24 protein-coding genes are annotated in these 25,315 nt (G+C 68.1%); 15 read left to right on the top strand and 9 right to left on the bottom strand.

The features are described 5' to 3' along the window. The first annotated feature begins 54 nt into the window (after positions 1–54). Entirely contained in the window at positions 55–381 is a 327-nt protein-coding gene (locus ACSVC7_RS06200) for a hypothetical protein (protein ID WP_448203778.1), read from the top strand. Positions 382–408: 27 nt separating this feature from the next. On the opposite strand, the gene ACSVC7_RS06195 is transcribed toward ACSVC7_RS06200, so the two are convergent. Next, on the bottom strand, positions 409–609 hold the full coding sequence (locus tag ACSVC7_RS06195) for a hypothetical protein (protein ID WP_448203777.1): 201 nt from the start codon (positions 607–609) through the stop codon (positions 409–411). 249 nt (positions 610–858) lie between these two features. Between ACSVC7_RS06195 and ACSVC7_RS06190 the strand changes: the two genes are divergently transcribed. After that, positions 859–1,275, top strand: a complete 417-nt coding sequence (locus tag ACSVC7_RS06190; protein WP_448203776.1) for a hypothetical protein — start codon at positions 859–861, stop codon at positions 1,273–1,275. On the opposite strand, the gene ACSVC7_RS06185 is transcribed toward ACSVC7_RS06190, so the two are convergent. Beyond that, positions 1,272–2,321, bottom strand: coding sequence for a C-terminal binding protein (locus ACSVC7_RS06185; protein WP_448203775.1), 1,050 nt, complete (start codon positions 2,319–2,321; stop codon positions 1,272–1,274). The genes ACSVC7_RS06190 and ACSVC7_RS06185 overlap by 4 nt on opposite strands. 359 nt (positions 2,322–2,680) lie before the next feature. On the opposite strand from ACSVC7_RS06185, the gene ACSVC7_RS06180 reads away from it, so the two are divergent. From ACSVC7_RS06180 to ACSVC7_RS06165, 4 genes are all read left to right on the top strand, one after another. Continuing rightward, a complete protein-coding gene (locus tag ACSVC7_RS06180) occupies positions 2,681–4,081 on the top strand; it encodes a YeiH family protein (protein ID WP_448203774.1) in 1,401 nt (466 codons plus the stop codon). Between the two features lie 60 nt (positions 4,082–4,141). Then, on the top strand, positions 4,142–4,351 hold the full coding sequence (locus tag ACSVC7_RS06175) for a hypothetical protein (RefSeq protein ID WP_448203773.1): 210 nt from the start codon (positions 4,142–4,144) through the stop codon (positions 4,349–4,351). Between the two features lie 120 nt (positions 4,352–4,471). Then, a complete protein-coding gene (locus ACSVC7_RS06170) occupies positions 4,472–5,068 on the top strand; it encodes a DUF1003 domain-containing protein (protein WP_448203772.1) in 597 nt (198 codons plus the stop codon). 112 nt (positions 5,069–5,180) lie between these two features. Beyond that, positions 5,181–5,354: a DUF465 domain-containing protein gene (locus tag ACSVC7_RS06165; protein WP_448203771.1), complete on the top strand. Its 174-nt coding sequence runs from the start codon at positions 5,181–5,183 to the stop codon at positions 5,352–5,354. 80 nt (positions 5,355–5,434) lie between these two features. Here ACSVC7_RS06165 and ACSVC7_RS06160 read toward each other — a convergent pair whose 3' ends face one another. Continuing rightward, complete coding sequence (locus tag ACSVC7_RS06160; protein WP_448203770.1) at positions 5,435–5,836, bottom strand: response regulator; 402 nt, start codon at positions 5,834–5,836, stop codon at positions 5,435–5,437. Positions 5,837–6,015: 179 nt separating this feature from the next. Between ACSVC7_RS06160 and ACSVC7_RS06155 the strand changes: the two genes are divergently transcribed. Then, positions 6,016–7,533, top strand: a complete 1,518-nt coding sequence (locus ACSVC7_RS06155; protein ID WP_448203769.1) for an AMP-binding protein — start codon at positions 6,016–6,018, stop codon at positions 7,531–7,533. A gap of 36 nt (positions 7,534–7,569) precedes the next feature. Here ACSVC7_RS06155 and ACSVC7_RS06150 read toward each other — a convergent pair whose 3' ends face one another. Then, complete coding sequence (locus ACSVC7_RS06150) at positions 7,570–7,782, bottom strand: hypothetical protein (RefSeq protein WP_448203768.1); 213 nt, start codon at positions 7,780–7,782, stop codon at positions 7,570–7,572. A 227-nt stretch (positions 7,783–8,009) separates the two neighbouring features. Between ACSVC7_RS06150 and ACSVC7_RS06145 the strand changes: the two genes are divergently transcribed. Further along, complete coding sequence (locus tag ACSVC7_RS06145; RefSeq protein ID WP_448203767.1) at positions 8,010–8,276, top strand: hypothetical protein; 267 nt, start codon at positions 8,010–8,012, stop codon at positions 8,274–8,276. A 95-nt stretch (positions 8,277–8,371) separates the two neighbouring features. Here ACSVC7_RS06145 and ACSVC7_RS06140 read toward each other — a convergent pair whose 3' ends face one another. From ACSVC7_RS06140 to ACSVC7_RS06130, 3 genes are read right to left on the bottom strand one after another with little or no spacing between them, the layout of a single operon-like run. Next, complete coding sequence (locus tag ACSVC7_RS06140; RefSeq protein WP_448203766.1) at positions 8,372–9,541, bottom strand: prohibitin family protein; 1,170 nt, start codon at positions 9,539–9,541, stop codon at positions 8,372–8,374. Continuing rightward, positions 9,523–11,217: an ATP-binding cassette domain-containing protein gene (locus ACSVC7_RS06135; RefSeq protein ID WP_448203765.1), complete on the bottom strand. Its 1,695-nt coding sequence runs from the start codon at positions 11,215–11,217 to the stop codon at positions 9,523–9,525. Before ACSVC7_RS06135 ends, ACSVC7_RS06140 begins: the two co-directional genes overlap by 19 nt. 9 nt (positions 11,218–11,226) lie before the next feature. Then, positions 11,227–13,794: an ABC transporter substrate-binding protein gene (locus tag ACSVC7_RS06130; protein WP_448203764.1), complete on the bottom strand. Its 2,568-nt coding sequence runs from the start codon at positions 13,792–13,794 to the stop codon at positions 11,227–11,229. A gap of 317 nt (positions 13,795–14,111) precedes the next feature. Here ACSVC7_RS06130 and ACSVC7_RS06125 point away from each other — a divergent pair, with 317 nt between their 5' ends. From ACSVC7_RS06125 to ACSVC7_RS06095, 7 genes are all read left to right on the top strand, one after another. Beyond that, a complete protein-coding gene (locus tag ACSVC7_RS06125) occupies positions 14,112–14,858 on the top strand; it encodes a YcjF family protein (RefSeq protein WP_448203763.1) in 747 nt (248 codons plus the stop codon). Further along, a complete protein-coding gene (locus tag ACSVC7_RS06120) occupies positions 14,858–15,910 on the top strand; it encodes a TAXI family TRAP transporter solute-binding subunit (RefSeq protein WP_448203762.1) in 1,053 nt (350 codons plus the stop codon). Before ACSVC7_RS06125 ends, ACSVC7_RS06120 begins: the two co-directional genes overlap by 1 nt. A gap of 49 nt (positions 15,911–15,959) precedes the next feature. After that, positions 15,960–16,157, top strand: a complete 198-nt coding sequence (locus ACSVC7_RS06115; RefSeq protein WP_448203761.1) for a hypothetical protein — start codon at positions 15,960–15,962, stop codon at positions 16,155–16,157. Continuing rightward, entirely contained in the window at positions 16,158–17,780 is a 1,623-nt protein-coding gene (locus ACSVC7_RS06110) for an ATP-binding cassette domain-containing protein (RefSeq protein WP_448203760.1), read from the top strand. Between the two features lie 125 nt (positions 17,781–17,905). Beyond that, positions 17,906–18,970, top strand: a complete 1,065-nt coding sequence (locus tag ACSVC7_RS06105) for an amino acid ABC transporter substrate-binding protein (RefSeq protein WP_448203759.1) — start codon at positions 17,906–17,908, stop codon at positions 18,968–18,970. 90 nt (positions 18,971–19,060) lie between these two features. After that, complete coding sequence (locus ACSVC7_RS06100) at positions 19,061–21,937, top strand: ATP-binding protein (protein ID WP_448203758.1); 2,877 nt, start codon at positions 19,061–19,063, stop codon at positions 21,935–21,937. Then, a complete protein-coding gene (locus ACSVC7_RS06095; RefSeq protein WP_448203757.1) occupies positions 21,937–22,365 on the top strand; it encodes a response regulator in 429 nt (142 codons plus the stop codon). The genes ACSVC7_RS06100 and ACSVC7_RS06095 overlap by 1 nt, the downstream gene beginning before the upstream one ends. A 329-nt stretch (positions 22,366–22,694) precedes the next feature. On the opposite strand, the gene ACSVC7_RS06090 is transcribed toward ACSVC7_RS06095, so the two are convergent. Both ACSVC7_RS06090 and ACSVC7_RS06085 read right to left on the bottom strand, forming a co-directional pair. Next, positions 22,695–24,023, bottom strand: coding sequence for a TolC family protein (locus ACSVC7_RS06090; protein ID WP_448203756.1), 1,329 nt, complete (start codon positions 24,021–24,023; stop codon positions 22,695–22,697). 5 nt (positions 24,024–24,028) lie between these two features. Beyond that, positions 24,029–25,300, bottom strand: coding sequence for an HlyD family type I secretion periplasmic adaptor subunit (locus ACSVC7_RS06085; protein ID WP_448203755.1), 1,272 nt, complete (start codon positions 25,298–25,300; stop codon positions 24,029–24,031). Positions 25,301–25,315: the final 15 nt, after the last annotated feature.

The following is a 25,315-nucleotide window of genomic DNA, read 5'->3' as shown; positions in this document are numbered from 1 at the left end:
CGCGCCGCGGTGGGACGGTGCAGGGTGGTGGCGTCACCACCCGGAGCCGCCGCCATGACCGTCGTCCCCTTCTCCCGCGCCCGCTTCAGCCCCGCCGACCTCGCCACGTTCAACGCGATCGCCCTGCCGCGGCTGGTCGATGGCCGCTGGACCTCGATCGCCCGCTGCTCGGGCGTATGGGGTGACCGGATTGCGGTGATGATCGCCGACCAGCCCTCTCCCATCTTCACGTTCGAGCGTGAGAAGGGCGGCGGCTATGCCTTGTATTTCCACGACCGCGGCGGGGCCGTTCTGATCGGCAGCGGGGACAGCGCCCCCGCCTGCCTGTCGATCTGGTCCGGCACGGCCGGCCAGCGCGCCCGGTCCAGGGGTGCGGCGTGACGATAGCGAGCCCGGTCGTGCCGCCTTTTACGCCCCGGCGGCAAGACCCAGGGCGACGCCGCGCGCCTCCGTGAAGCGGGGGCTGCGCTGGACGAGCGCGCCGTCGGCGTAAACACCCCAGCCGCTCTCATGCCCGGCTGAATGGTAGCGAAGCTCGATCCGGCCGCGCCCGCCCTGCATCACAAAGTGGCACGGGTCGATCTGCTTCCAAACGGACATCATCGCCATGCGTTGGTTCCCGTCCATCGAGATGATTGGATGAGCGTACCAATGGCCTGGATTGGTTGACGTGACATTAAGAGGACGACGGACGGACGCCGCGCAATGTGGGTAGCCGGCGATTTGCGGAGCCGCGGGCCGCCCTTCGGGGCGGCGATGTTTGGAACAACCATGGAATTTTGTGGCCGCAAAGCCGTTCGTGGACGTGTTGGAGGAATCAGCACTCCCCGCCGCCGCCGTCCGCGGCAAGGATTTCACATGACGACGATGCGCGACACGCTGCAACGCTTTCTGGCCGGTGGTCAGGACCGGCCCCCGACCCCCACGGACAAAGCGGAACCAGCGACGGGACGAGACGAGACCGCGCCAACCGCCGACCGTGCCCCGGAAACTCGCCCGACTCTGCTGGATCGCCCCCTGTCCCCGCCTCCCGAACCCGACGCCGGCCCTCGCGTCGGCGTTTCCGTTCCCGCCGCGCCGCCGCCGGAACCTCAGCAACCCGAACCCGTCGCACCTCCGCCACGCGCCCCAAAGACCGAGACCGCGCCGACGCACGGTGGCCGCGAAACCAAGGAGCAACGACGCATCCGCGTTCTGGAGCAGCATCTGGCGGATGCCCTGACCTACATCGACGAACTGGAAGAGCGCCTCCGCGACCTTGGCGAGGAGCTTTAACCCTTCCCCCCGAGGCCTGGTCCGCGTTCGAGCATCGTGGGCAGGATGCGGTTGCGCAGAACGCCGTCTTCCAGGAACAGGCGCACCGTCTCGGCCGCGTTGCGCCGCATCTCGACCGCCGCCTCGTCCGAATGGAAGGCGTTGTGCGGCGTCACGACGAGGCGCCCGGCCAGCCAGTCCTCCCGCTTGCGCCAGGCGTCGAGCAGGGAATGCGGGGCGGGCGGTTCGGTGGGAAGGACGTCGGTCCCGACCGCCGCCAGCCGGCCGTCGCGCAGCGCCGCCTCCAGCGGGTCCAGCCCGGCGAACAGCTCGCCACGCGCGGTGTTGACCAGCATGGCGCCGGGCTTCAGGGCCGCAAGAAAGGACTCGTCGATCAGCCCGCGCGTCTCGTTCGTCGCCGGGCAGTGGAAGGTGACGATGTCGGATTCCGCCAGCAGCTCCTCCAGCCGGCGGACGCGCCGGTAGCCCACCGCCTTCTCATGGCCGGCGGGCTGGTGGGGGTCGTAGCCGAGGATCCGGTAACCGAAGGGCTTCAGCCGGTTCACGACGGCGGTGCCGATCCGTCCCACCCCGACGACGCCGACCGTCGCCACACTGGAGCGCCGGAGCGGAGTCAGTGTGTTGGCCTGCCACACCGTCGTGTAGCCCCGCGCCCGCGCGTCATGCTCCCACAGGCGCCGCTGGAGCGAGAGGATCAGCGCCATCGCATGGTCGGCTACCTCCTCCGTCCCGTAATCGGGGTTGTTGCAGAAGGGAATGCCGGCGGCCTCCAGCGCCGCCACGTCGACCTTGTCGTAGCCGACCCCGAAGCGCACCACGATCCGGCAGCGGGGAAGCTTCGCCACCGTGGCCGGGCCGATCCGGGTGCTCCAGACGAGCAGCGCGTCCAGCCGGGCCAGCCGTTCCGGATCCAGGTCCTCCTCGCGCCGGGTGTCGAGGAAGTCCACCTCGGCGAACCCGTCCAGAACCGCCGCCTCCACGTCCGGTGGCGGGATCATGTGGTCGGTGACGCCGACGACGAAAGAACCCGATTTTCCCATCGACATTCTGTGCATTTCTCCCCGGTGCCTTGGTGCTTCGGCTGGCTGATTGTACAGCCAGCATTGGCGGCCAGCATCGGCGTTTGAGCGGGACAATCAACTCTCCTTTCCGTCAGACCCGCGAAGGCGGATGGCATAAACCCCTCTTGCGGAGCCGCCGCGCATAAAAGCAAAATCATTGTGTGAAACTATGGACATTTGACATCGAAGGATATCTGGGGTTCTTATTTTCCACGAATGCAACCGCGAAGCGGCATCGGTTTTTACCGGGTCTGCGCGCGGCTTGTCTGGGGTCCACAATCGCGCTGCCCGGCCGGAACCGCGTCTGCGGGGCGGCGGGAGCCAAGTCGGGAATCGATAGACACATGACACAGACGGAAGCCGTGATTTCACCGGCTCCGCACCGTGCGACGGCGTCGGGTTGGAGCGATCTCTGGAAGAAGGAAGACTGGTGGGCGATCTGGCTCGGCCTCGGCATCATCGCCGTGGCCTACCTGCTGTTCACCAACGGCTCCAGCCTGAAGTGGCTGGCGGTCACGCCGGCGAAATGGTCCAGCCTCGCGCAGCTTGGCGCGCATTTCGCCGACAACGCGATCCGGTATGTGGCCCAGTTCGCCGCCTGGGCGGTGATCTTCACCGTCGCGACGACCGTGATGGGGCACCGCGCGTCGGCGTTCCTGCCCTCCTTCGTTCTGCTGTATCTGGCGTCGGTCGTCATTTTCGCCATCGGCGCCTGGGATCAGGCGAGCGCCTACAATCTGGAGCCGCCGCTGGTCGCGCTGCTCGTCGGCCTGATCGTGTCGAACGTCTTCGGGCTGCCGCGCTGGCTGGACGCGGGCTTCCGGGTGGAGTTCTACGTCAAGACGGGCATCGTCCTGCTGGGCGCCACGCTGCCCTTCACGCTGATCGCCTGGGCCGGCCCCATCGCCATCTTCCAGGCCTCCATCGTCTCCATCGTCACCTTCCTGGCGATCTTCTGGGCGGGGCGCGCGCTCGGCCTTGACCGGCGGATGAGCGCGACGCTGGGCGCGGGTGGCGCGGTCTGCGGCGTTTCGGCGGCCATCGCCATCGCCGGTGCCGTCGGCGCCAAGCGGGAGGATGCCTCCGTCGCGATCACCACCGTGATCGTCTGGGCGGTGGTGATGATCTTCCTGCTGCCCTTCGTGTCGCGGCTTCTGGGCCTGCCGACCGGCGTGGCCGGCGCGTGGATCGGCACGTCGGAGTTCGCCGACGCCGCCGGCTTCGCCGCGGCCGAGGCGTACGGCGGGCTGGCCGGCAAGGTGCCGGGCATTTCGGGGACCAGCGACCAGGCGGTCTGGGCCTTCACCCTGATGAAGGTGGTCGGGCGCGACGTGTGGATCGGCATCTGGGCCTTCGTGCTGGCCATCATCGCGACCACCCGCTGGGACGCCGGGGCGATCGGCCGCCGGCCGCAGGCCGCCGAGATCTGGTGGCGTTTCCCCAAGTTCATCCTGGGCTTCGTCGTCGCGTCGGTGCTGATCACGCTGGTGGCGAGCGGCTACAGCATGGGCGACTACAACAAGTCCGTCGCCCCGGTCCTGGCCGGGCCGATCAAGGACCTGCGCACCTGGACCTTCATCTTCTGCTTCCTCAGCATCGGCCTGACCACGCGCTTCCGCGAACTGGCGCACGCCGGTCGCAAGCCGATGACGGCCTTCACCATCGGCGTGGTGATCAACGTGGTGCTCGGCTTCGTGCTGTCGGCCGTCGTGTTCGCCTCCCACTGGGAGAATCTGGCCCGCTGACGCGGGGAGGAAAGCTCACGCGGCCCCGCCGCGTGGGCGTCCTTTTCTGGAGAAACCGCCATGCCCGCCGATTCAAACCCGCCGAGTTGCCGGACCTGCGTCCATTTCCGCAACGATCCGGCCTTTCTGGAAGCGGCCTTTCCGGGCCTGACCAGCCTCAGCTCCGGCTACGCCTCCGTCCGGGCGTCGGACGGGCTCTGCCTGCGGCACGACCGCTACATCGGCGCCCAGGCGTATTGCGCGGATCACGCCCCGGCCGACGGCGCCTGAGCCACGGCCGGATGGCCGTCGCGGGAACCCCGCTCCGCGGCGCCGGTTCTTCTCTGGAATGCCCGAGTATCGCGCCCAGGAATGGAGGCGCGTGCATGCGGCGGCTCAAGGGAAGGACGCATGGACGCAGAGCGCAGGAACGGGAATCCTTCCGCTGAACGCACGGCCGGGAAGGGCGGCCCGGTCTACCCGCCGCCGCAGGCTTCGGGCCTGAGTTCGGTGCTGGAGCGGAACATCCAGGCCCTGCAGATGCGGCGCCAGCGGGAGGAGGTGGAGGCCACCGCCGAGGCCCGGATCGCGGATGCGATCACCCGCTTCACCGGCAGCATGCGGTTCGTCTACCTGCACCTTGCCTTCTTCGGAATCTGGATCATCGCCAACCTGGGCTGGATTCCGGGCGTTCCCCGGTGGGATCCGTCCTTCGTCATCCTGGCCATGATCGCGTCGGTGGAGGCCATCTTCCTGTCCACTTTCGTGCTGATCAGCCAGAACCGCATGGCCGCCGTGGCGGACAAGCGGGCGGACCTGGACCTTCAGATCAGCCTGCTTGCCGAGCATGAGGTCACGAAGCTCGTCAGCCTCGTCTCGGCCATCGCCGACCATATGGGCGTGACGACGCCGATCGACCGGGAACTGGATGAAATCACGCGGGACGTGGCCCCGGACGCGGTGCTGGATGAGATCGAGGCGTCGCAGGCGCAGGACAAATCAGCCTGAAGGGGGGACGTGGCCCGCCCAGGAAGTACAGGTGGTCCGGCGGCCGGTCGGCCCTATGTCCCTGGGGCAGGCCCAGCCGAGCCTGTCGAAAATCCAGACCATAGGTGCTCCCATGGAGACAATAGAGACGGAGACCATCGACGCACTTCGCCAACGCCATGCTGAGCTGGAAGCCATGCTTCGGGCTGAGTATGGCCGCGCGAGACCCGACGATATGGCCCTGAAGCGCCTCAAGCTGGAAAAGCTGTACGTGAAGGAGCGGCTGGACGGTCGGTTGCTCCACTGACAAGCCAAAAGGCAATCAAGCCGAAAGGGCGCCCCCGACCGGGCGCCCTTCGCGCATCCGGGCGGGGTACGGACAGGGTATCAGTGGAACACCTCAAGCCCGGCCGGAAGGTGGGCCGGCTTTTTTCCATGGAGCAGCGCCTCGATGGCCCGGATGCCGGCCATCATCGTCGATTCCGAGATGGGCTTGGCCATCGAGCCGAGCGCCACGTCCCGGCCCGACCGGGCTCGCTCCTTGTCGCCGCTGATGAAGACGACCGGCTTGCCGTATCGCTTGTGCAGCACGCGGGCGCAGTCCAGCCCCGAGGAGTGCCCTTCAAGATTGATGTCCATGAGCACCAGATCGGCATCGCCCCCGTAATCCGCCCGCACGACTTCGGCGGTCGAGGCGAACGGTCCGATGACCTGATGGCCGCAGAAGCGCAGAACGGTCTCGACGGACAGCGCCGCTATGGCGTCATCCTCGACAATCATAATTTTCATCTCAATTCTCCCGCCTTTCACTTCCGACTTATGGCGTCGGGTGGATGGAAGGGGAACAGCCCGCGCTTCGAGGCGTTCCACGGCCGGCGCTGGATCGTGGAGCAAACGGAATATCGATGGTCACGCATGATCGGCATAAGCGATAATTGGCTCCACAGACGGCAGGTCAGGGTGCGCAGGTGAACCTTTTCTCTCTTCTCGATCAGGCGGCAACCCGTTTCCCCAACAACGGCGCGGTGTTCCGCGGCACGGACCGGGTCCACAGCTTCGCCGAACTGCGGTCGCGGGCGCTGCGACTCGCGGCGGCATTGCGGGAGCGCGGGCAGCCGGGCGACCGGGTCGCGATCGTCACGGAGAACGCGCCGGAGTGTGTGGAGCTGTTCTTCGGTATCTGGGCGGCGGGCATGGCGGCGACGCCGGTCAACGCGAAGCTTCACGCCAAGGAGGTCGTCCAGATTCTGGAGGACGCGGGGGCCTCGGTCGTCTTCGTGTCGCCGAAGCTCGCCGCAGGGCTGGAGCGTGAACTGGAGGGATCGCCGGCGGCCGGGTGCCTGCGGGTGACGATCGGCGGCGAGCGCTACGCCGCCCTGTTCACGGAGGAGATGACCGGCCCCATCGACCCCACGCCGGAAGCGCTCGCCTGGCTGTTCTTCACCAGCGGGACGACCGGCCGGTCAAAGGGCGCCATGCTGTCGCACCGCAACCTGCTGGCCATGACCGTCGCCCATCTCGCCGACATGGAGACGGTGGACGAGGCGTCGAGCCTGCTGCACGGCGCGCCGATGTCGCACGGCTCCGGCCTCTACATGCCGGCCTACATCGCGCGGGGCGCGCGGCAGGTCGTGCCGGCGTCGTCGGCCTTCGATCCGGCGGAGTTCCTCGGCCTCTGCGACCATCATCCGGGCTGCGGCGCGTTCCTGGCGCCGACCATGGTGCAGCGGCTGCGGCTGGAGGCGGAACGCTCCGGCCGGCGCCCGGCGAACCTGCGCTCCATCGTCTACGGCGGCGGTCCGATGTATGTGGAGGAATTGAAGAAGTCGCTCGCCACCTTCGGCCCGGTCTTCGCGCAGATCTACGGGCAGGGCGAATCGCCCATGACCATCACCGGCCTGCGCCGCGCCGACCACGCGACGGACGATGACCGGATCCTGGGCTCGGTCGGCTACGCCCGCAGCGGGGTGGAGGTCGCGGTGGTCGATGACCAGGGCCGCCCGCTGCCCGCCGGGGAAATCGGCGAGATCGTCTGCCGCGGCGACGTCGTGATGTCCGGCTACTGGAGCAACCCGAAGGCGACCGCGGAGGCGCTGCGCGACGGCTGGCTCTACACCGGCGACATGGGCGCCTTCGACGAGCGCGGGTACCTGACCCTGCGCGACCGGTCGAAGGACGTGATCATCAGCGGCGGTACCAACATCTACCCGCGGGAGGTCGAGGAGGCGCTGCTCCGCCACCCCGGCGTGGCCGAGGTCTGCGTGACCGGGCAGCCGCACGCCGAATGGGGCGAGATCGTCGTGGCCTTCGTCGTGCCGATGCCGGGGGTCGAACTCGCGTCCGCAGCCCTCGACGAGCATTGCGCGGCCAACATCGCGCGGTTCAAGAAGCCCAAGCGCTACCTGTTCGTCGAGGCGCTGCCGAAAAACAATTACGGCAAGGTCGTGAAGCGCGAACTGCGGCAACGGCTGGCTGACGGACTGTAGGCCGGACCACGGGCTTGTGCCGGTTCCGCCGGGCTCTCAGGCGACGACGATGCCGGAAAACAATGTTCTGAAGGCGGCAGCGTCCTCGTGACGGAGAAACGTCAGCGTCCAATGCCGCGTGCCGGGAGCGCTGCCGCAGCCGGGCACGTCGATGGAAATGCTCTCGCAGCGGATTCCCCGTTCCGCCAGCCAATGACGCGCACCGAAAGCGAACCGGTCATCCGTTTGTACGGTCAGCGCGGCCTGCATCGCCCTTCTCCAGTTGTGAGGTGATGGTCGCTTTTGTCTACCGTGCCTTCGGCCGGGGAACAGTTGCCCGCGCCACACCTTGGCGGGGAAAGCCGCCGAATCACCCGAGATGCCCGTCAATTCCTGATTGGTGTGGCCCGGTCCACAGTTGTGCGGACGGTCGCCTTCTAGGCTGCGCGGGTCGGCGGTTGCCGACGCTCCGCACTCGCACTGGAGGGATTCCGGTCATGACGATGAATCATCATATTGCCCTGAGGCATGTCGCCATCGGCTTCGCTCTGCTGATGGCCAGCCTCGTTATTGGCGTCGGCCTGTTCAGCGGCGCCGTGGCGCTGCCCGGCTCGCCGGCCTTGGCCGTCAGCCCATCGCTGGAATCGGCGACATCCCTGGCACTCCCGATGAGCAGCGTGCCACCGGTCCGTGTTGAGGATCGCCAGACGAACGACGGCCCGGTGACCGACACCGGTATGGACGTCATTCCCGTGTTCGATTAACCAGCCATCCGGAAGGACCGCGCGGTGCCGGCCGAGCTTCGGACGCAGGAGCGTCCAGGCCCACCGTCGCGGTCCAAAGCGGATCGAAATCCGCCTTAACGTTTCTGACTCGATGGCTCGGCGATCGAGGGCTGGCTCAAGCGGTTCACCACGCTTTCCAGAACGCCTGGAACGGTGGAGGCGGAGGTGGACGACAGCGGCGGCTTCTGGGCGGACCCGGTCTGCGCGGCGTCCGGACCCGGACCCTTCGGCGGCTGGGGCGCTTCGTCCCGCAGCACGTCGAAGTCCTCGGGACGGACCTGGAGATCCTCGGCGTCCGGCTGGGGGTGGAGGTCGTGGGGCTGCCCGCCCCCCGATGCCGGGGAGTCGGTGTTGAGAATGACCGGAAGGCCGTTCTTGCCCGAACCGACCACCACCACCTTGGCGTTGTTGGAGCGCGCCAGCGACTGCGTGGCTTCGATGCCTTTCCAGGTCAGGAGATCCTGCGTCAGGCCCTTGCTGACCACTTCCTGGAATTTGCGGATGCCTTCCGCCTCGATGTGCTTGCGGATGCTTTCCTTCGCCTCGCGCTGGATGCGGTAGTCGTATTCCAGCATCTTGTGAAACTGCTCGACCTTGCTTTCGATCGCCTCCTTGACGCGGACCGGAATGGCGACGTTGCGGATCAGCACCGTCTCCACCACCACGAATCGGCGGCTGGGCTGGTCGGGATCGTAGACGGTTTCGAGTTCCCGCGAGACCTGCTCGAAGATTTCCTTTTGCAGCTTCTGCCGCTTGCGCGAATACAAGTCCTCGGGCGTGTAGTTGGAGATGACGGAGCGCATCTGCGCCGCCACTTCGGACATGACCAGCGTCTGAACGTAGGCGGGGCCGACGAATTTGTGCAGATAGCCGACGTTGCGCTCCACGAGGCGGAAGCGCACGGACACCTCCACCTTCATCACCAGGCCGTCGGAGGAGAGGGCGTCGTACGTCTCGGTCACCTGCTGGAGGCGCGTGTCGTAGGCGTACATCCGGTTGAACGGCATGATGACATGCAGCCCCTCGCCGAAGATCTGCTCGGTGACCGTTCCACCGAACAGGCGCTCCCACTTCACGCCCACATGGCCCGGGGGGATGGTGACGAAGATCCGGTCCAGGAAATAGACGGTGATCAGGGCGATGCCGATGACCGTCACGATCAGCGGATAGGCGTTCCGGCGCGCCCACGCCTCGATGCGACGCCAGGACGACGTGATGGGCGTCGTCACCGCAGTTCCGGACATGGCGCTTCGATCCTTCGTTCAATGGACGTGATTTTGCCCAGCTCCATCGTCACGCGCACGTTGGCGACATGGAAAAAGGCGTCGTCGTGGGAGACGGCGATGATGGTCTTGCCCCTGGCCCGCAGCGCGGGAAGGATTTCGTCGTAGAAGCGCGCCCGCGAGGGCGGATCCTGTTCGGCGGCCCACTCGTCGAAGACAAGGATCTCCTTGTCCTCCATCAGCATCTCCACGAGTGCCAATCGCTTGCGCTGGCCGGTGGACAGCTTGATGGTCTCGAAGCGGTCGTCCTGGTAGCTGGTCTTGCCCGTCAGGCCCGTGTAGTCCAGCAGGGCGTCGAGCCGCTCCAGGTCGATGGTCTCCAGGCCGTAGAGCCGCGTGAACAGGTGGTGGTTGGTGAAGATCACCCCGAAAAGCTCGCGGTAGCGCTGGACGCTGCCGGGGGTGACGGTCTGGCCGTCCACCGTGATCGTGCCGTTGGTCGGCCGGTAGAGGCCGGTCAGCAGGTGCAGCATGGTCGATTTGCCGGACCCGTTGCCGCCGACGATCAGCACCAGATCGCCCTTGCGGATTTCCAGGTCCAGCGGCCCCGCGCGGAAGGGCTTCAGTTCCGGTGTGGTGTGGTGGACGAAGGTCACCCCGGACAGCGCCACCGACTGCGCGAAGGGCAGGGGCCTCGCCGGGGCGTCCCCGTCCGGAGCCGGCGACCAGCTGTCGAACGCGGTCAGGTGGGCGGCTTCCTCCTCGGCCATGCGGTCGACGGTGGCTTCCAGCTCCATCACGTTGTCGGCGGCGGCGTTGACGTTGATCAGCACCTGCAGGGCGCCCACGAAGGTGTTGAGCGGCCCCATCAGGAAGACCATGCAGATGGCCGTCTTCAGCATCACCTCGTGGAAGGTCGGATCGACCTTGGGGGCGATGAACACCACCAGCCCGGTCAGCACCATGTAGGACACCTGGGCCATGACCAGCTGCTGCGCCAGCAGCCGCTGCACCCGCTTGCGCCGCACCCCCAGCGTCTCCGACATGCGGCTGACCACGGCGCGCAGGCCCAGGCGCTTGCGGCTGTCCAGCTTCGTCTCGCGGAACCCGTCGAGCGCGTCGCCCACCACCTCGTTCAGCGCCGTCTCGTCGCCGTAGGCCGCCGCCATGTCGGCGCGGATGCGCCGGAAGATGGCGGCCTGGGTGGACAGCGTGAAGGCCGCCCCGAAGAAGATGAAGAAGAAGGCGGTCTGCGACAGCGAACCGACGAACAGCATCGTGAACAGGATGGTGGTCCCCGCCTGGATGGCGTTGAACAGCGTGATCACGGCCTTGCCGATGGCCGGCAGCTCGGTGTTCAGGACGGCGTTGACCGCACCCTGGGACAGCTTCTCATGGTGGCGCAGCTCGGCCCGTTGCAGCTTGTCGATGATGCGCACCCGCAGGCGGTGCACGATGTCCTCGATCTCGGCGGAGATGCGCTCCAGCTCGAAGGCGTGCAGGACCTTGTAGGCGACCACCAGGATGCCGAAGAAGAAGAACTGCTCCAGCATGCGCCGGGGGTCGTCGGCGACGTTGATCGCGCCGACCACCGTGCCCAGCACCCCCGACCGGCAGGCCCCCGACAGGGCCGAGCCGATGGCGATGCGGGGAATGGGAACCCGGCTTTCCTTGTTCAGAAGGGCAATCCACGACATGGCGCCGGCTCAGCCCCCGGTTCGGGCCACGGTCCGATCGATGATCGATGCGGCGACGATGGCGTTGGGGATGCTGATGACCCGGTCGTCGGCGGTGGCGAGGACGGTGGCGCGCCAGCCGACCTCCACCACCCGGCCCTCGCCGAGATTGCCGATGCGCACCTCGTCGCCCACCTGGAAGAGCCGTTCGGGGGCCATTGCCATGCCGGCGATCAGGCTGGCGATCTGCCGGTGCATGGCGAAGCCGGGCACGGCGACGACGAGGCCGATGCCGGCGGCCACGAGGGTCACCGGCTGCTGGAAGACATAGACGGCCATCCCCAGCCCGGCTGCGATGAGGATGACGGCGGACACGAGCAGGCGCAGGAAACCCGGCGCCCGGCGCCCCGTCCGCGCGGCGAAGCCGTCCCACGCCAGCCGCGCCACCAGAGCGTTGACCGTGACCGCGCCGAGCAGCCACAGGGCCACGTCCACCGCCTTGACGACCTGGGCCGGCGTGGCGGGCAGACGGCTCGCCCACGGCCCGACCAGCCCGATTTCTGCCACGTAGATCAGGGCCAGCGCGGCCAGGGCCAGGGCCAGCGGCATGAGCGCGCGGACCACAGGGCGGCGGCGCAGCGCGCAATCCAGCGCGACCAGTCCGGTGAGCAGGAGGCCAAGCCCGCCGGTGACCAGCCCGGGTTCGGGCACCGCAAGGGCGCGGCGGATGCGGGTTCCCGCCTCGCTCACGTCCAGGCTGGTGGCGAAGGTGGAGTAGGGGAAGCGCTCGACGCTGGCGTCCAGGGCGTCGGGCTCGCCGCGGAACGGCGCCGGCAGGCGGTCGGACAGGACCGCCGCCCGCGTCAGCGTCCATCCGCTGCCCGGAGTCAGGAATCCGCTGCGCGCGAACTCCGCCGTCAGGTCGGCAACGCTCTTCGCCGGGACCGTGCTGTCGGGCACATAGACGATCCGCTCGGCGGTCGCGCCGCGGTTGCGGAACGAGATGGCGAGTTGGTGGTGCCCGAACGGAACGGCGCCGCCGCCGGCGTCCAGACGGAAGCGGCCGCTGACCCGGTACAGGCGGTAGGTGACGCCCTGGACGGTGTAGTCCTTCTCAGGCGCGCCCAGCGTGATGGGCTCGACGGCGGTGGGGAAGGTGACGTCGGCCACCGGCGCGTCGCCCTGGTAGCGGAACCACAGCTCGAACTCGGCGGAGAAGCGGCCGTTGTCGGGGTCGATCTCCCACCGGCCGGTTGGCCGCAGCCCGGTGTAGACGATGGTGTTGCGGTACAGGTACTCGTCCTCGAACCGGACGATTTCCCCCCGCTCCAGACGGCGGTCCAGGTCGCGCAGCGCCCTGGGATTGGACACGAGTGTCAGCTGCGACAGCGGGGTGATGACCCGGCTCTGGAACATGCCCATGGAGATGGGCTTTTTCGGGTCGCCCCCGCCTTCGAAGAAGATCGGGCCGGTGATGCCGTCGAAGGCGCTGTCCGGCGACGTCAGCCCGGCCAGATAGTCCCGCACCGCCTCGCGGTCGCGCCGCACGGAATCGGTGCCGCCCAGGATCTTCTTCGCGGCGACGGCCTTCAACGCCAGCCCGACGGCGTCGTAGGCGAAGGCGGACTGCCACGGCGGCCGGTACCCGTAGGTCTGTTCGAACCGGTCGCGGAACGCGAGCGCCACGCTGCTGGACACGTCGTAGATCAGCGGCATGGTGACGAACAGGCCGTTCGTGTAGAAGCCCGGGTTCTGGCGCTCCCTGGGCAGGTCGGCGAAGCTGTTCGCGAAGGCCTCGCGCCCCAGGACGTCGGGGCCGATCACCGGATTGTCCAGGCCGCGGTCGCGGATGGCCGTCAGCACGGCCTTGGCGTGATCGCTTCCCGCCATCAGGAACACCACCGCCCCGCGGCCGGTCCCGGCCAGGAAGTCCGCAAGCTCCTCCACCGCCCTGGCGTTCACCGCCTTGTCGTCGGGCGACAGCGGCCAGCGCTTGCGCATGGTGAGGCCGACATCGACCGCCGCCTTGCCCACGGTTTCGGCCATCTGGCTGGAATAGGCATCGTTCGCGTTCACCAGCACGCCCTCCGTGCGCCCCAGCATGAGGCGGGCGTAGCGGGCCATGAAGCGGGCCTGATAACTGTTGTTGAAGATGGTCCGGAAATACCAGCCGTTGCCGGTCAGCGCGTCGTGGGTGGCGGTGGGCGTGATCGCCGGCACGCCGAACCGTGCGTAGATGGGGGCTGCGGCCAGCGAGGCGCCGCTGCCGTTGTGACCGATCACCGCGACGGCCGAGCCGCGCTGGCCGATCGTGTAGGCGATGTCCTGGGCCTTTTCCGCGTTGTCGTGGTCGTCGTGCACCTCCAACGCCACGGGCCTGCCGTTGACGCCGCCGGCCTGGTTGACGTCCTTCACGAACAGTCGGGCAGCGTCCAGCGTGGTCCGGCCGTTCGCCGTCGAAACCCCACCCGCGAAGGCAAGCACGACGGGATCCGCCGCGTTCTCGGAGCCGGCGACCGTAGCGACGATGGCCGCCGTTGCCGCCAATGCGGCGCCCGCCACCGCGCCGACGATCACCCGCCGACGCTTGCCGGCCATCCCTTCAGCGAATGTTCTCAAACTCACGATGCGACTTTCAAGGGGACGCGGCGGCCGACGTTCTTTGCAAACGGGCGCCAAGCCACCGGGTGAAGATCAAGTGCCTGAACGGCGGCGCATCGTAATTCGTGGTTGTGAATAGAATGTGAATAAGATGTGGACAGCCGTTCACATGGTGTATCCAGCCGCTTTATCGCGATCGTCGCAACTGATATAGGGATCGCCGAAAACTGATTCCATCAGGTAACCCGCAAATTGCTTTTAGGTTGGTCGCGGGACTTGCCGATCACGCTCACGACTCTCCTGGAGATTGCAATATGTCCGACGTTGTTGCTGCGCCCGAAGATGCCGCCAACCCTGAGTTGGCCGCCCCTGCGCACAATCCGGCAACCATCAGCAAGAGCCGGTTGGACGAGGCGAATTCGATCATCACGAAATACGCGGCCTTCGGTTTCGGCGGCGGGGTGATTCCCTTCCCCATGATGGACATCGCGGCGGTCGCCGGCGTTCAGCTGAAGATGCTGGCCGAGCTGTCCAAGATCTACGAGGTGGAGTTCGTCGAGAACTGGGGCAAAACGTCCCTTTCGGCGCTGGTCGGCGGCGCCATGCCGCACATGCTGGCGGTCGGGACCGTCGGCTCGCTGATCAAGGCGATCCCCGTGGTCGGTTCGGCGGTCGGTTTCGCGACCGTGCCGCTTCTGGCCGCGGCGAGCACCTATGCTGTCGGCAAGGTGTTCATCCAGCATTTCGAGTCCGGCGGCACCTTCCTGGATTTCGACGCCGTTGCCGCCCGCACCTACTTCCGCGAGCAGTTCGCCAAGGGCAAGGAGCTGTTCCAGAAGCAGGCCGCGAAGCTGAAGAACCGGCGCGGCAAGGCCGAGGACGTCGCCGTGGAGACGGAGACCGCCCCGGTGGAGCCCGCCCCGGTGGAGTCCGAAGCCGCCGCCACGTCGCCCCTGGCTTCCGAACCGGCCGTCGCGGTTGAAGCCACCGGCGAGGAAGACGTGACCCGCGCCGCTCCCCTGCATGTCCGCCGGCCGGTCCAGCAGACCACCGAGGGGTGATGGCTCTCTCCCGGCGCGGCTTGTTGGGCGGTTTGCTGGGCGGCGTCGCGGCCGCGGGTGTCACGGGCGTTACTCCGCACCACGCGGGTGCCGCACCGGCGCCCGCGCCGGTCCCCGTGGCGGAGCATCGGCCCAGCTTCCGGCTCGCGACCGACGGCATCGCCAGCCCCTTCTACGCGGTCGGCGTCAGCCTGTCCGCCCTGGTCAAGATGCGGGTGCCGGCCGAGCTGGACCTGGATCTCTACCCGATGGCCAGCCTCGGGTCGTGGCAGAACGCCGTCCTGCTCCGCAAGGGACGGGCGGAATTCGCCATGATGGAAGCGCTGTTCGGCCATTGGGCGCGGCAGGGCGCCGGGCTGTTCCGTGACGCCGGTCCGGACCCCTCGCTTCGGGCGGTGGCCGGGCTGTGGCCCAATGTGGAGCATGTGCTGATCCAATCCCGCCGGGTCGCCACCGGAACGGTTGCCGACCTCGGCAACCTGGACGGGGCGCCCTTTTCGGTGGGGCCGCGCGGGTCGAGCACGGAGGCGACGAGCCATCTGATCCTCGCCCGGGCCGGGGCGGACATCCGCCGGGCGGTGACGGTCGTCAACAACGCCGACATCGAAGGGGCCTCCGCGCTGATGATGGGCGACGTGGCCGGCATGGCGCTGGGGGGCGGGCTGCCGGTCTCGACGGTGGACGCGGTGCTGTCGCGCGATCCGTCCGCGGTGCGCATTCTCGATTTCACCGACCGCCAGCGGCTCGCCATCGACCGGGGCCTGGGCATGTTCGTGCGGCACGTCATTCCGCCCGGCACCTACACCGGGCAGGAGCAGCCGGTCTCCACCATCGGCCAGCGGACCTTCCTGGCGGTGCGCGCCGACGTGGACGAGGCGGCCGTCTACACCATCACCCGCGCCATCATGGAAAACCTCCCGATCCTGGCCAACGGCCATCGCGCCGCGGCCTCGCTGTCCGCCGCCGGGGCGGTGGACGGCCTGCCGGTGCCCCTGCATCCGGGAGCGGCCCGCTATTTCGCCGAGATCGGCCTGACCACGGCCGCCAAATGAGCGCAGTTTTCGAGACCAGAACCGCTGAGATAAGGAAAAGGGATCGGCGATGATATTCTTCTATCTGGCCTTTGCCGCCTACGTCGTCGTCTGCCTGATCGTCGCGTCCTACGGCCGAAGCCGGCGTATCGGGACGACCGGATTCTTCCTGCTGTCCCTGTTGTTCACGCCGGTGCTGGTGGCCTTGCTCCTGCTGGTGACGGGGCAGGGGGGGCGCGAGCCGCCACGGCAGATCGAGCGTTCGTAGATGGGCTTCATCGACCTGATCCGGCGCGAGGGCAAGCTTCCCTTCGCCGTCTTCATTTCCATGGGCGCGGCGCTGGCGCTGGCCGATGTCCTGATCCTGGTCATCATCAACCAGGTGGTCTGGAGCCAGGACATCCGCTCCCTTCCGCCCCAGTACCCGCTGCTGTTCGCCCTGTTCGTGGCCGGGCGCCATTTCGCCCAGGGCTATGTCCTGCAGGTCGGCGGCGACGAGATCATGCGGGTGATCCACCAGGTGCGGATCCGGCTGATCGAGAAGGTCCGCCGCATCGACATGAAGTCGGCGGAGCTGACCGACCAGTCCAACTTCCTGATCAACACCGTCTCCAACGTTTCGGCCATCGGCTATCTGTCGTTCTTCGTGGCGATCCTGTTCAAGGACGTGCTGCAGGTCCTGTTCATCGCCCTCTACATCTACACCCTGTCGCCGGCCCAGTTCGTCATCGTCGCGGCGATGATGGCGGTGATCGCCATGACCTATTGGGAAGCCGCCCACCGCATCGACGGCCGCATGCAGGCCATGCAGCATTCGGACGAGCATTTCCTCAACGTCGCCTCCGAACTGCTCAACGGCTTTCGCGAAGCCAAGATGAACCGGCGGCTTTCCGACGCGATCAACGCCGAGATCGGCAGGGTCTCCAAGCAGAGCTATCTCGACAACTGCTCGCTGCGCACCAACGTGCTGAAGGGTTACGGCAGCGCCGAGCTGATCCTGTTCGTCTTCCTGGGCGCGCTGATCTTCATCGAGCCCCGCTTCACGGACACCCCCACCAGCGTCGTCATCCAAGTGGCCGTGGCGGTCACCTTCATCTTCGGCGTGGTGCGCGAAGCCATGGGCACCTCCACGGAGTTCATGATCCTGGGCCGCATCGCCGGCGCGCTGACCGACCTGGAGCGCCAGCTCGACAAGCTGGAGCGCGACGAGCCGGAAGTCCCCCCGCAGCCGATCACTGAACCGGTGCGGACGCTGGAGCTGCGCGGCGTGACCTACGACAACATCGACGTGCTGGCCAAGACGCGGTTCACCGTGGGGCCGGCCGACATGGCGCTGAAGGGCGGCGAGATCGTCTTCCTGACCGGCAGCAACGGGTCCGGCAAGTCAACCCTTCTGCGGGTCGTGTGCGGCCTGTACGGCGCGCATGCCGGCGACATGGTGGTGAATGGGGAGACGATCGGCCCGGACCAGCTGGCGCGCTACCGCTCGCTGTTCTCGGTCGTGTTCGCGGACCACTATCTCTTTTCGAAGCTTTACGGCGCCGAGGTCGACCAGGAGAAGGTCGATCGGCTGCTGGACGAGCTGGGGCTGACCGGCAAGACGGAGCTGAAGGACGGCACCTTCTCGACGCTGCGGCTGTCCTCGGGGCAGCGCACGCGCGTCGCGCTGATCATCGCCATGCTGGAGGACCGGCCCGTCTACGTGTTCGACGAATGGGCCGCCGACCAGGACCCTTATTTCCGGGAACGCTTCTACCACCACATCCTTCCCGGCCTGCGCGACCAGGGAAAGCTGGTCATCGCGGTCACCCACGACAAGGAGTTCTTCGGCTGCTGCGACCGCCTGTTCGACGTGCGCACCGGCGTGCCGCACGAAATGGCGGTTTGCTGAAGGGCCTTTGCCCTGTTCGAACACAAGCGTATTGTGGCATTTGCTTCAATTGCTAAAGGGAAACCGTCTCTGCCCTTCCCGTGTCGCGCGACTGAATTGGGCTGGCTTCTCACCATAGGCGTTCCATGATCCTGAAGACTTTCCGGCACGTCCTCCTGCGCCGGGGCGGCCCGATCACGATGGTGGCGCTGGTCCTGACGCTGTTGTCCGCCACCGCCGGTCCGGCCGCCGCCGCGTCGCCGACCCTGGCGGCGGCGAAGGAGCGGGGAACCATCCGGTGCGGGGTCAGTACGGGCGTGGTCGGCTTCTCCATCCGGAATGCGCAGGGGCGCTGGACCGGATTCGACGCGGATTTCTGCCGGGCGGTGGCCGCCGCCGTGCTGGGCGACGCCGAACGGGTCGATTTCGTGCCCGCCACCACGGCCGAGGGGCTGAAACTGCTGGAATCCGGCGAGATCGACGTGCTCAGCCGCAGCACCACGATCACGCTGACCCGGCTGGCCGCCGGCGGCTTTCAACCGGTGGGAGTCAGCTATTACGACGGCCAGGGCTTTCTCGTGCGCCGGTCCCGCAACATCCGGACGGTGCGGCAGATGGCCAATCTGGCGATCTGCTTCCAGCGGGGGACGACCTCCGAAACCAACCTGATCGAGCATTTCCGATCGCTCAACATCCCCTTCCGCCCCGTGGCGAAGGGACCCTTGCGCGAGATGGTCGAGAGCTACCGGTCGGGCGAATGCGACGTGATGACGTCGGATTCCGCCGCGCTGGCCGCGCTCCGGGTCATGGAGATGGCGCAGCCGGACGAGCATGTCGTCATGCGCCAGCGCATCTCGAAGGAACCGCTCGGCCCGCTGGTGCGCAAGGGCGACGACGCTTGGCTGGAGATCGTGCGCTGGACGCTCGCCGCCATGGTCGAGGCGGAGGAACTCGGTGTGACGCGCCGCAACGCGGGAGAGATGCGCGGGAGCGACGTGGCGCGGATCCGGCGGATCGTCGGCCTCGTCCCCCACTTCGGCGAGCCGCTGGGCCTCGACGACGAATGGGCGTTCCGGATCGTGTCGCAGGTCGGAAACTACGGCGACGTGTTCGAGGCGAACGTGGGGCCGCGCACGCCGCTGAAGCTTGAGCGTGGGCTGAATGAACTCTGGACCAAGGGCGGCCTCCTCATCGCCTTGCCCCTGCGCTGAGCCGCGCGCGACCGCCGGGAGGCGGTCTCCTGAAAGAAGCGACCGCCTCCCGGCGGTTCGGTGGAAGAGTCGAACGGCAGTGAGCCCAGCATGACCATACGGACCCGCTTCCACATCATCTTCGCCCTCATCGCCGCGCTGATCGTCGCGCTGGCGCTGGGCAGCCTGTCGGCGGTTGGCCTGTCGCAGACCCAGGTGGAGCGCATCCACCGCGGCGCCCTTCTGCCCTCGCTCGATCTCAAGACGGTGTCGGACGCCTACACCACGGCGGCGATCGTGTCGGCCGTCCGGGTCCGCGTCGGCGACATGCCGTGGGAGGAGGGCGAGGCCGCCGTCCGACGCGCCAAGGATGCCGCCGGGCCGGCGTGGGAGCGCTATGTCGCGCACGTCAAGACGCCGGCCGAACGCGATCTGGTCCGCTCGGCGCGGGACAACATGGACGAGGCGAACGCGGCGCTGGACGAGCTGATCGACATCCTGGGCGCCCAGGACATCGCCGGCCTGACCGCCTTCATCGCCCGCGACATGTACCCGTCGGTCAACCCGCTGCTGGTCGCCATCCAGAAGCTGACGGAGATGCAGGACCGCTACGGCGAGAGCATCTACACATCCGCGCTGGACGAGGTGGAGGCCTTCCGCCAGCGGCTCGTGATCCTGCTCGCGGCCACGGCGGTGATGTTCCTGCTGGCCTTCAGCACCCTGCGCAGCCGGGTCATCCGGCCGCTGGTCACCATGACCGGCGCGATGTCGGCGGTCGCCGGGGGCGATCTGGACCGCCCGATCCCCTCCAAGGGCCGGCACGACGAGATGGGGGCGCTGGCGTCGGCCCTGTCGCGCTTCCGCGACAACGCCCGGCAGCTGCGCGACGACGAGCGGATGCTCCGCGAGCTCGCCGAGGAGCTGCGCGTCGCGCGCGACCGGGCGGAGGACGCCACGCGGGCGAAATCCTCCTTCCTGGCGATGATGAGCCACGAGATCCGCACCCCCATGAACGGCGTCATCGCCATGGCGGAGATGCTGGACCAGACGGAGCTGACCGACGACCAGCGCGGCATGCTGGACATCGTCCGCGCGTCCTCCACCACGCTGCTGACGCTCATCAACGACATCCTGGACTTCTCGAAGATCGAGGCCGGACGCCTGGAGCTGGAGGCGATCGAGCTGAACCTGACCGACGTGGTCGAAGGCACCGCCGAGATGCTGGAGGGCCGGGCCGAGGAGAAGGGCCTGGAGCTGGTCGTGGACATCGACCCGCAGGTCCCGGCGGCGCTGCTGGGCGATCCCACGCGCATCCGGCAGGTGCTCATCAATCTGGTCGGCAACGCCATCAAGTTCACGGCGGAGGGCACCATCGTCGTGACGGTGACGAACCTCGGCGCGGTTCCTGGAGATTCCGGGGCGGCGCTCCTGCGGTTCGAGGTGCGGGACGGCGGCATCGGCCTGACGCCGGAACAGTGCGGCAAGCTGTTCCAGCCCTTCCAGCAGGCCGACAGCTCGACCTCCCGCCAGTATGGCGGAACCGGCCTGGGGCTGGCGATCTGCCACAAGCTGTGCAGCATGATGGGGGGCACCATCGGCGTTTTCTCCACGCCGGGGGTGGGATCGACCTTCTGGTTCGAACTGCCGCTGACGGTCGCGTCCGCGGATCCATTGCGCCCCTCTGTGGACATCCACGACGCCGTCGTCGTCGCCGCCGGCTTCGAAGGACCGGTCAGGGAAGCGCTCGCCCACACGCTGGAGGCCGCCGGGGTGCGCGACGTGCGCTGGACCGGCTTCGAGGGCCGGGACCTGGCCGACGCCGTTGCCGCCGGTTCCGCTGATGGACGGCGCTGCGTCGCGCTGCTGCGCGCCCTGGCGCTCGACGACGAGGCGCTGACCGCGGGCCGGGACCTTGTGGCGCAGGGGGGAGACGGCGGGCCGGCGGTGGTCCTCGTCGCCAACCGCATGCTCGCCTCGACGCTGGCCGAGGCGCACCGCATCGGCCTGTTCTGCACGCTGACGCTGCCGTTGCGCCGCCAAAGGCTGTGGCACGTGCTGGCGGCGGGCATCGGCCGGGCGAGCCTGGAACGGCGGGAGCATCAGGCGGACCCGAAGGTCTCCGGCTGGGAGGCGCCCTCCGTCGAGGAGGCGCGGGAAGCGGGCGCACTGATCCTGGTCGCGGAGGACAACCCGACCAACCAGGTGGTCATCCGGCGCATGATGTCCCAGGGCGGCTACGCCATGGAGCTGGCCGGCAACGGGCTGGAGGCTCTGGACCGCTACCGCGGCGGTCGGTACGGCCTGCTGCTCACCGACTTCCACATGCCGGAGATGGACGGCTTCGCCCTTACGGCGGCCATCCGGGATCTGGAGGGCGGCGACGGGACCGGCGCGCGCCTGCCCATCGTGGCGCTGACCGCCGACGCCCTGCCGGGAACGGAGCAGCGCTGCCTGGAAGCCGGCATGGACGCCTATCTGACCAAGCCGGTGGACGCCCGGCAGCTGTTCGCGCTTCTGGAGCGGCTTCTGCCGCAGGCCACGGCGCTGCGCCGCCGGGCCGAGCCCCGGAAATCCACAGCCAAAGCCGCTGCCGCCGTTGCGCCGCCCGTGCGCCCGGAAATCGCCGTGGATCCCGAAATCCTCGACCTCGACCGCCTGAGGGAAGCCTTCGGCGACGACCTGGACGAGGCGGCGCCCCTCATGCGCGGCTTCCTGGAGAACGCGGGCGGCACCATCAGCGCCATCGGCGCCGCGCTGGAGGCGGGAGACCTGGGCACGGCGCGCGAGGAAGCCCATTCGCTGAAGGGCGGCGCGCGCTCCCTCGGCGCGGGGCGGCTGGGCCAGTTGGCCAGCGATCTTCAGGACTCCCTGGATGATGGAGACGCCGACACCGCCGCCCTTCTGCACAGCCTGCTCGACCCGACCCTGGACGAACTTTCGGGCGCGGCCGCCCTGGTCTTCGCCGTGCCTGCGAACGGAGAGAACTGATGCCCGACGTTCCTTACGACAAGCTGTCGATCCTGCTGATCGAGGACGAGACGTACACCCGCAACCTGCTGCGCCAGATCCTGACGCAGATCGGGGTCCGGTCCATCAGCGAGCGCAGCAACGGCAAGGACGGGCTGATGGAGATCGTCCGCGCCCGCCCGCACATCGTCTTCTGCGACATCCACATGAAGCCGATGAACGGGCTGCAGGTCCTCCAGGGCGTGCGGACCATCAAGGTCAAGGACCTGGACAAGACGCCCGTCATCATGCTGACGGCCGACAACAACGCCGCATCCGTCCGCACCGCGCTGGAGCACAACGTGAACGGCTACCTCGTGAAGCCGGTCAGTCTGGCGCAAATGAAAGACCGCATCGACGCCGTCTACGCCGCCAGCCCCGAACTCCAGGCCCGCGTGCCCGCGAAGTGATCGCATCGGGGATGGACGCATGTTGCTGTACGGTAAGTAGCTGATTTAGAACGAAAAAACCCCTCTCCCTTGAGGGGAGAGGGGTTGGGGTGAGGGTGGCGCCGGCCGAAGGACGGCCGGAAATTCTATTTTCCGCCCTGCCGGGCGTAACGACCCCTCATCCCAACCCTTCTCCCCGCTCTCGGCGGCCACAGGCCGCCTGTCGCCGTCAGCGCAAACTTCGTTTGCGCGTGAGGCCAAGGGGAGAAGGGCTTTTTGGTAAGCTCAGCCACTCACCTCATCGCAACATGCGTGCATTCCGTAGGAAGTGACCGGAGGCAGGGCAGCCCTCAGGGCACGACGTCCAGGTCGAGGCCGCCGATCACGCGGAGCAGGGTGAAGGCGGCGATGGACACGTCGGCCTGCGCCGACGCCGCGTCGCTCTGCGCGTTGTAGAGCGAGGTTTCACCCGACAGCACGTCGATCAGGGAGCGCCGGCCCTGCTGCCGTTCTTCGCGGGCGAGGCGCAGGAACTCGGCGGCAATGCGCGCCTGATTGTCGAAGTAGCTGTAGGTCTCCCGCGCCGTCTCATAGTTCTGCCACGCGTTGCGGACCTGCTCCTCGATGGCGAGGCGCCGGTCGGCGTAGCGGCTCGCCGACGCGCGGGCCGCCGCCTGGGCGGCGTCGATCGAGTGCAGCGGGGCCATGCCCAGGTTGAAGGGCATGGTCATCTGGACCTTGTAGGAGTCCTCCCGCTTGGTCCCGTTGAGGCCCTGGACGTTGTGCTGGTTGCCGATGTCGATGACCGCGTCGATGCGCGGCGCCAGCTCGGCCCCGCGCACGCGGCCGACCTCGGCGCGGGCGATGTCCACGGACAGGCGCCCGATCTCGGTCTGCGGGCTGCTCTCCAGCGCGTGCCGGACCGCGTCCTCCAGCGTCGGCGGCAGGGCGGACGGCGGCAGGACGACCAGCTTGGCGGTCGCCGCCGGCGGCTCCTCCTCGAACACCGCGCGGTAGCGGTTCAGGGCGTTGACCTGGGCGCCCTGCGCGCGGGCGAGGCGGGCGCGCGCGCCGGCGAGCTGGCTTTTCGCCTGGAGCACGTCCGACGCGTAACCGCCGCCCAGATCGACGCGGCTTTCTTCCAGGCCGGTCTGCTTTTCGATGTTGCGCACCGACTGCCGGGCGTAATCGGTCATCTGCTTGGTGCGGACGAGGTTGATGTGGGCGACCAGCCCTTCCAGCATCACGTCCTGCATGGAATCGCGCACGGTGGTTTCGCTCTGGCGGCGCGCCAGTCCGGCCTTCTCGATCTCGCCGCCGATCCGGCCGAAATCCAGCAGCGGCTGGCGCACCGACACGCCGGCCTGAAAGGCCGGCAGGCGCGAATCCCCGGTCGGGGTGCGCTGGATCTCGCGGCCGGCCTCGGTGGTCAGGCGCAGTTCCGGATACCAGCCGGCCCGTGCCCGCGCGAGGTTGGCGTCGCTGCCCTCCAGGTCGGACTTGGCCGCGGCGACCCGGCGGCTGGTCCCCATCAGCCGCTCCAGCGCGGCGCGCGGCGAGGAATCCGGCGGCGCGGCCTCGGCGGGCGGCAGAATCAGGGGCAACGCCGACAAAGCAAGACCGACCAGCGCGATACGGAACGTCCGATGCGTCCACCGGCGGCGGGCAAGGTGCGTCACAGCAGTCATTTCTCCTGGAAGGCGAACCGCATGGCGTTGAACCAGGGGCTCAACAGATACTCAAGGATGGTCCTCTGCCCGATCCGCACGCTGCACACGACCTGCATGCCGGGGTACAGCTGGTAGCGCCGGCCCGTCCCCTCGAAGGCGGTCTGTTCCGGCAGGATGCGGACCCGGTAGAAGGCGTGCCCGTCGTTGGTGACGGTGGCGTCCGGGCTGACCCGCGCGACCGAGCCGGAGATCGGGCGGAACGCGCTGGAGTCGCTGGAATTCAGGGCGATCTTGGCCGGCTGGTCGGCATGGACGTAGCCGATGTCCTGGATGGGCAGCCGCGCCTCGATCACCAGATGGTCGCCCGCCGGCACCACCTCGGCCAGCGTCTGGCCGGGCTGGATCACGCCGCCCTCGGTGGTGACGTTGACGGTCTTGACGATCCCGTCCACCGGCGCGCGCACCACGGTGCGTTCCTCGATGTTCCGGAACTTCAGGAGGCGCTGCGACAGTTCGTCGAACTGCTGGCGCGCCGTCGCCAGATCGCGCCGCGCCTGTTCGATCGCGCTGCCCTCCACCCAGGCAAGCCGCTCCTTGGCCTCCAGCAGGGCCGCTTCCAGGCGGGGCTGGGCGCTCTGGTCCGCGTCCACCAGCGTGCGCAGCGACTGCTGCTGGCGCAGCAGGTCGAGGTGGCTCATCCGGTTGCTGAGATCCTTGCTGACGAGGTTCTCGCTGATGGTGACCTGACTGGTGACGATCTCCAGCCCGCGGCGGTTGTTGCGCAGGCGGGTCCGCGTCTCCTCCAGTTCCTGCTCCTTTTGGACCACCTGCTGCGCCTGGCTCTTGATCTCGTGGGCGAGGCGGGAGCGGCGGCTGGCGAACAGATCCTCGCTGGCCTGGACGAGCATGGGCACGGCCGCGCGCAGCCGGTCGTCGAAACGGACGGCGGCGGCGTTCTCCGTCTCGGCGGTCAGGCGGGCGATGTCCACTTGGAGGCTGAGCAGGCGCTGCTTCAACTCTTCCGACTCCGCCTGGGCGCGCGTCGGGTCGAGGCGGAACAGGGGGCGGTCCTTCTCGACGCGCTCTCCCTCATGGACCAGGATTTCGGCGACGATGCCGCCTTCCAAATGCTGGATGACCTTGACCCGGCTGGACGGCACCACCTCGCCGCTGGCGGTGGTCACCACGTCCAGCGTGCCGACCGACGCCCAGACCGCCAGCCCGGCCAGCACGACGCCGACCTCGGACAGCAGGCGCACGCGGCCCGGCGGCGTGCTGGCAACCATCGACGCGTTGTGAGG

The sequence above is a fragment of the Azospirillum mesophilum genome (genome assembly GCF_053470405.2).
The sequence above is the reverse complement of the archived record's forward strand: the minus strand, read 5'-3'. Positions and strand labels throughout refer to the sequence as shown.

Coding starts and splice junctions, on each gene's coding strand:
- ACSVC7_RS06200 (WP_448203778.1), top strand. CDS start 55: ATGACCGTCGTCCCCTTCTCCCGCGCCCGCTTCAGCCCCGCCGACCTC.
- ACSVC7_RS06195 (WP_448203777.1), bottom strand. CDS start 609: ATGGCGATGATGTCCGTTTGGAAGCAGATCGACCCGTGCCACTTTGTG.
- ACSVC7_RS06190 (WP_448203776.1), top strand. CDS start 859: ATGACGACGATGCGCGACACGCTGCAACGCTTTCTGGCCGGTGGTCAG.
- ACSVC7_RS06185 (WP_448203775.1), bottom strand. CDS start 2,321: ATGTCGATGGGAAAATCGGGTTCTTTCGTCGTCGGCGTCACCGACCAC.
- ACSVC7_RS06180 (WP_448203774.1), top strand. CDS start 2,681: ATGACACAGACGGAAGCCGTGATTTCACCGGCTCCGCACCGTGCGACG.
- ACSVC7_RS06175 (WP_448203773.1), top strand. CDS start 4,142: ATGCCCGCCGATTCAAACCCGCCGAGTTGCCGGACCTGCGTCCATTTC.
- ACSVC7_RS06170 (WP_448203772.1), top strand. CDS start 4,472: ATGGACGCAGAGCGCAGGAACGGGAATCCTTCCGCTGAACGCACGGCC.
- ACSVC7_RS06165 (WP_448203771.1), top strand. CDS start 5,181: ATGGAGACAATAGAGACGGAGACCATCGACGCACTTCGCCAACGCCAT.
- ACSVC7_RS06160 (WP_448203770.1), bottom strand. CDS start 5,836: ATGAAAATTATGATTGTCGAGGATGACGCCATAGCGGCGCTGTCCGTC.
- ACSVC7_RS06150 (WP_448203768.1), bottom strand. CDS start 7,782: ATGCAGGCCGCGCTGACCGTACAAACGGATGACCGGTTCGCTTTCGGT.
- ACSVC7_RS06145 (WP_448203767.1), top strand. CDS start 8,010: ATGACGATGAATCATCATATTGCCCTGAGGCATGTCGCCATCGGCTTC.
- ACSVC7_RS06140 (WP_448203766.1), bottom strand. CDS start 9,541: ATGTCCGGAACTGCGGTGACGACGCCCATCACGTCGTCCTGGCGTCGC.
- ACSVC7_RS06135 (WP_448203765.1), bottom strand. CDS start 11,217: ATGTCGTGGATTGCCCTTCTGAACAAGGAAAGCCGGGTTCCCATTCCC.
- ACSVC7_RS06130 (WP_448203764.1), bottom strand. CDS start 13,794: ATGGCCGGCAAGCGTCGGCGGGTGATCGTCGGCGCGGTGGCGGGCGCC.
- ACSVC7_RS06125 (WP_448203763.1), top strand. CDS start 14,112: ATGTCCGACGTTGTTGCTGCGCCCGAAGATGCCGCCAACCCTGAGTTG.
- ACSVC7_RS06120 (WP_448203762.1), top strand. CDS start 14,858: ATGGCTCTCTCCCGGCGCGGCTTGTTGGGCGGTTTGCTGGGCGGCGTC.
- ACSVC7_RS06115 (WP_448203761.1), top strand. CDS start 15,960: ATGATATTCTTCTATCTGGCCTTTGCCGCCTACGTCGTCGTCTGCCTG.
- ACSVC7_RS06110 (WP_448203760.1), top strand. CDS start 16,158: ATGGGCTTCATCGACCTGATCCGGCGCGAGGGCAAGCTTCCCTTCGCC.
- ACSVC7_RS06105 (WP_448203759.1), top strand. CDS start 17,906: ATGATCCTGAAGACTTTCCGGCACGTCCTCCTGCGCCGGGGCGGCCCG.
- ACSVC7_RS06100 (WP_448203758.1), top strand. CDS start 19,061: ATGACCATACGGACCCGCTTCCACATCATCTTCGCCCTCATCGCCGCG.
- ACSVC7_RS06095 (WP_448203757.1), top strand. CDS start 21,937: ATGCCCGACGTTCCTTACGACAAGCTGTCGATCCTGCTGATCGAGGAC.
- ACSVC7_RS06085 (WP_448203755.1), bottom strand. CDS start 25,300: ATGGTTGCCAGCACGCCGCCGGGCCGCGTGCGCCTGCTGTCCGAGGTC.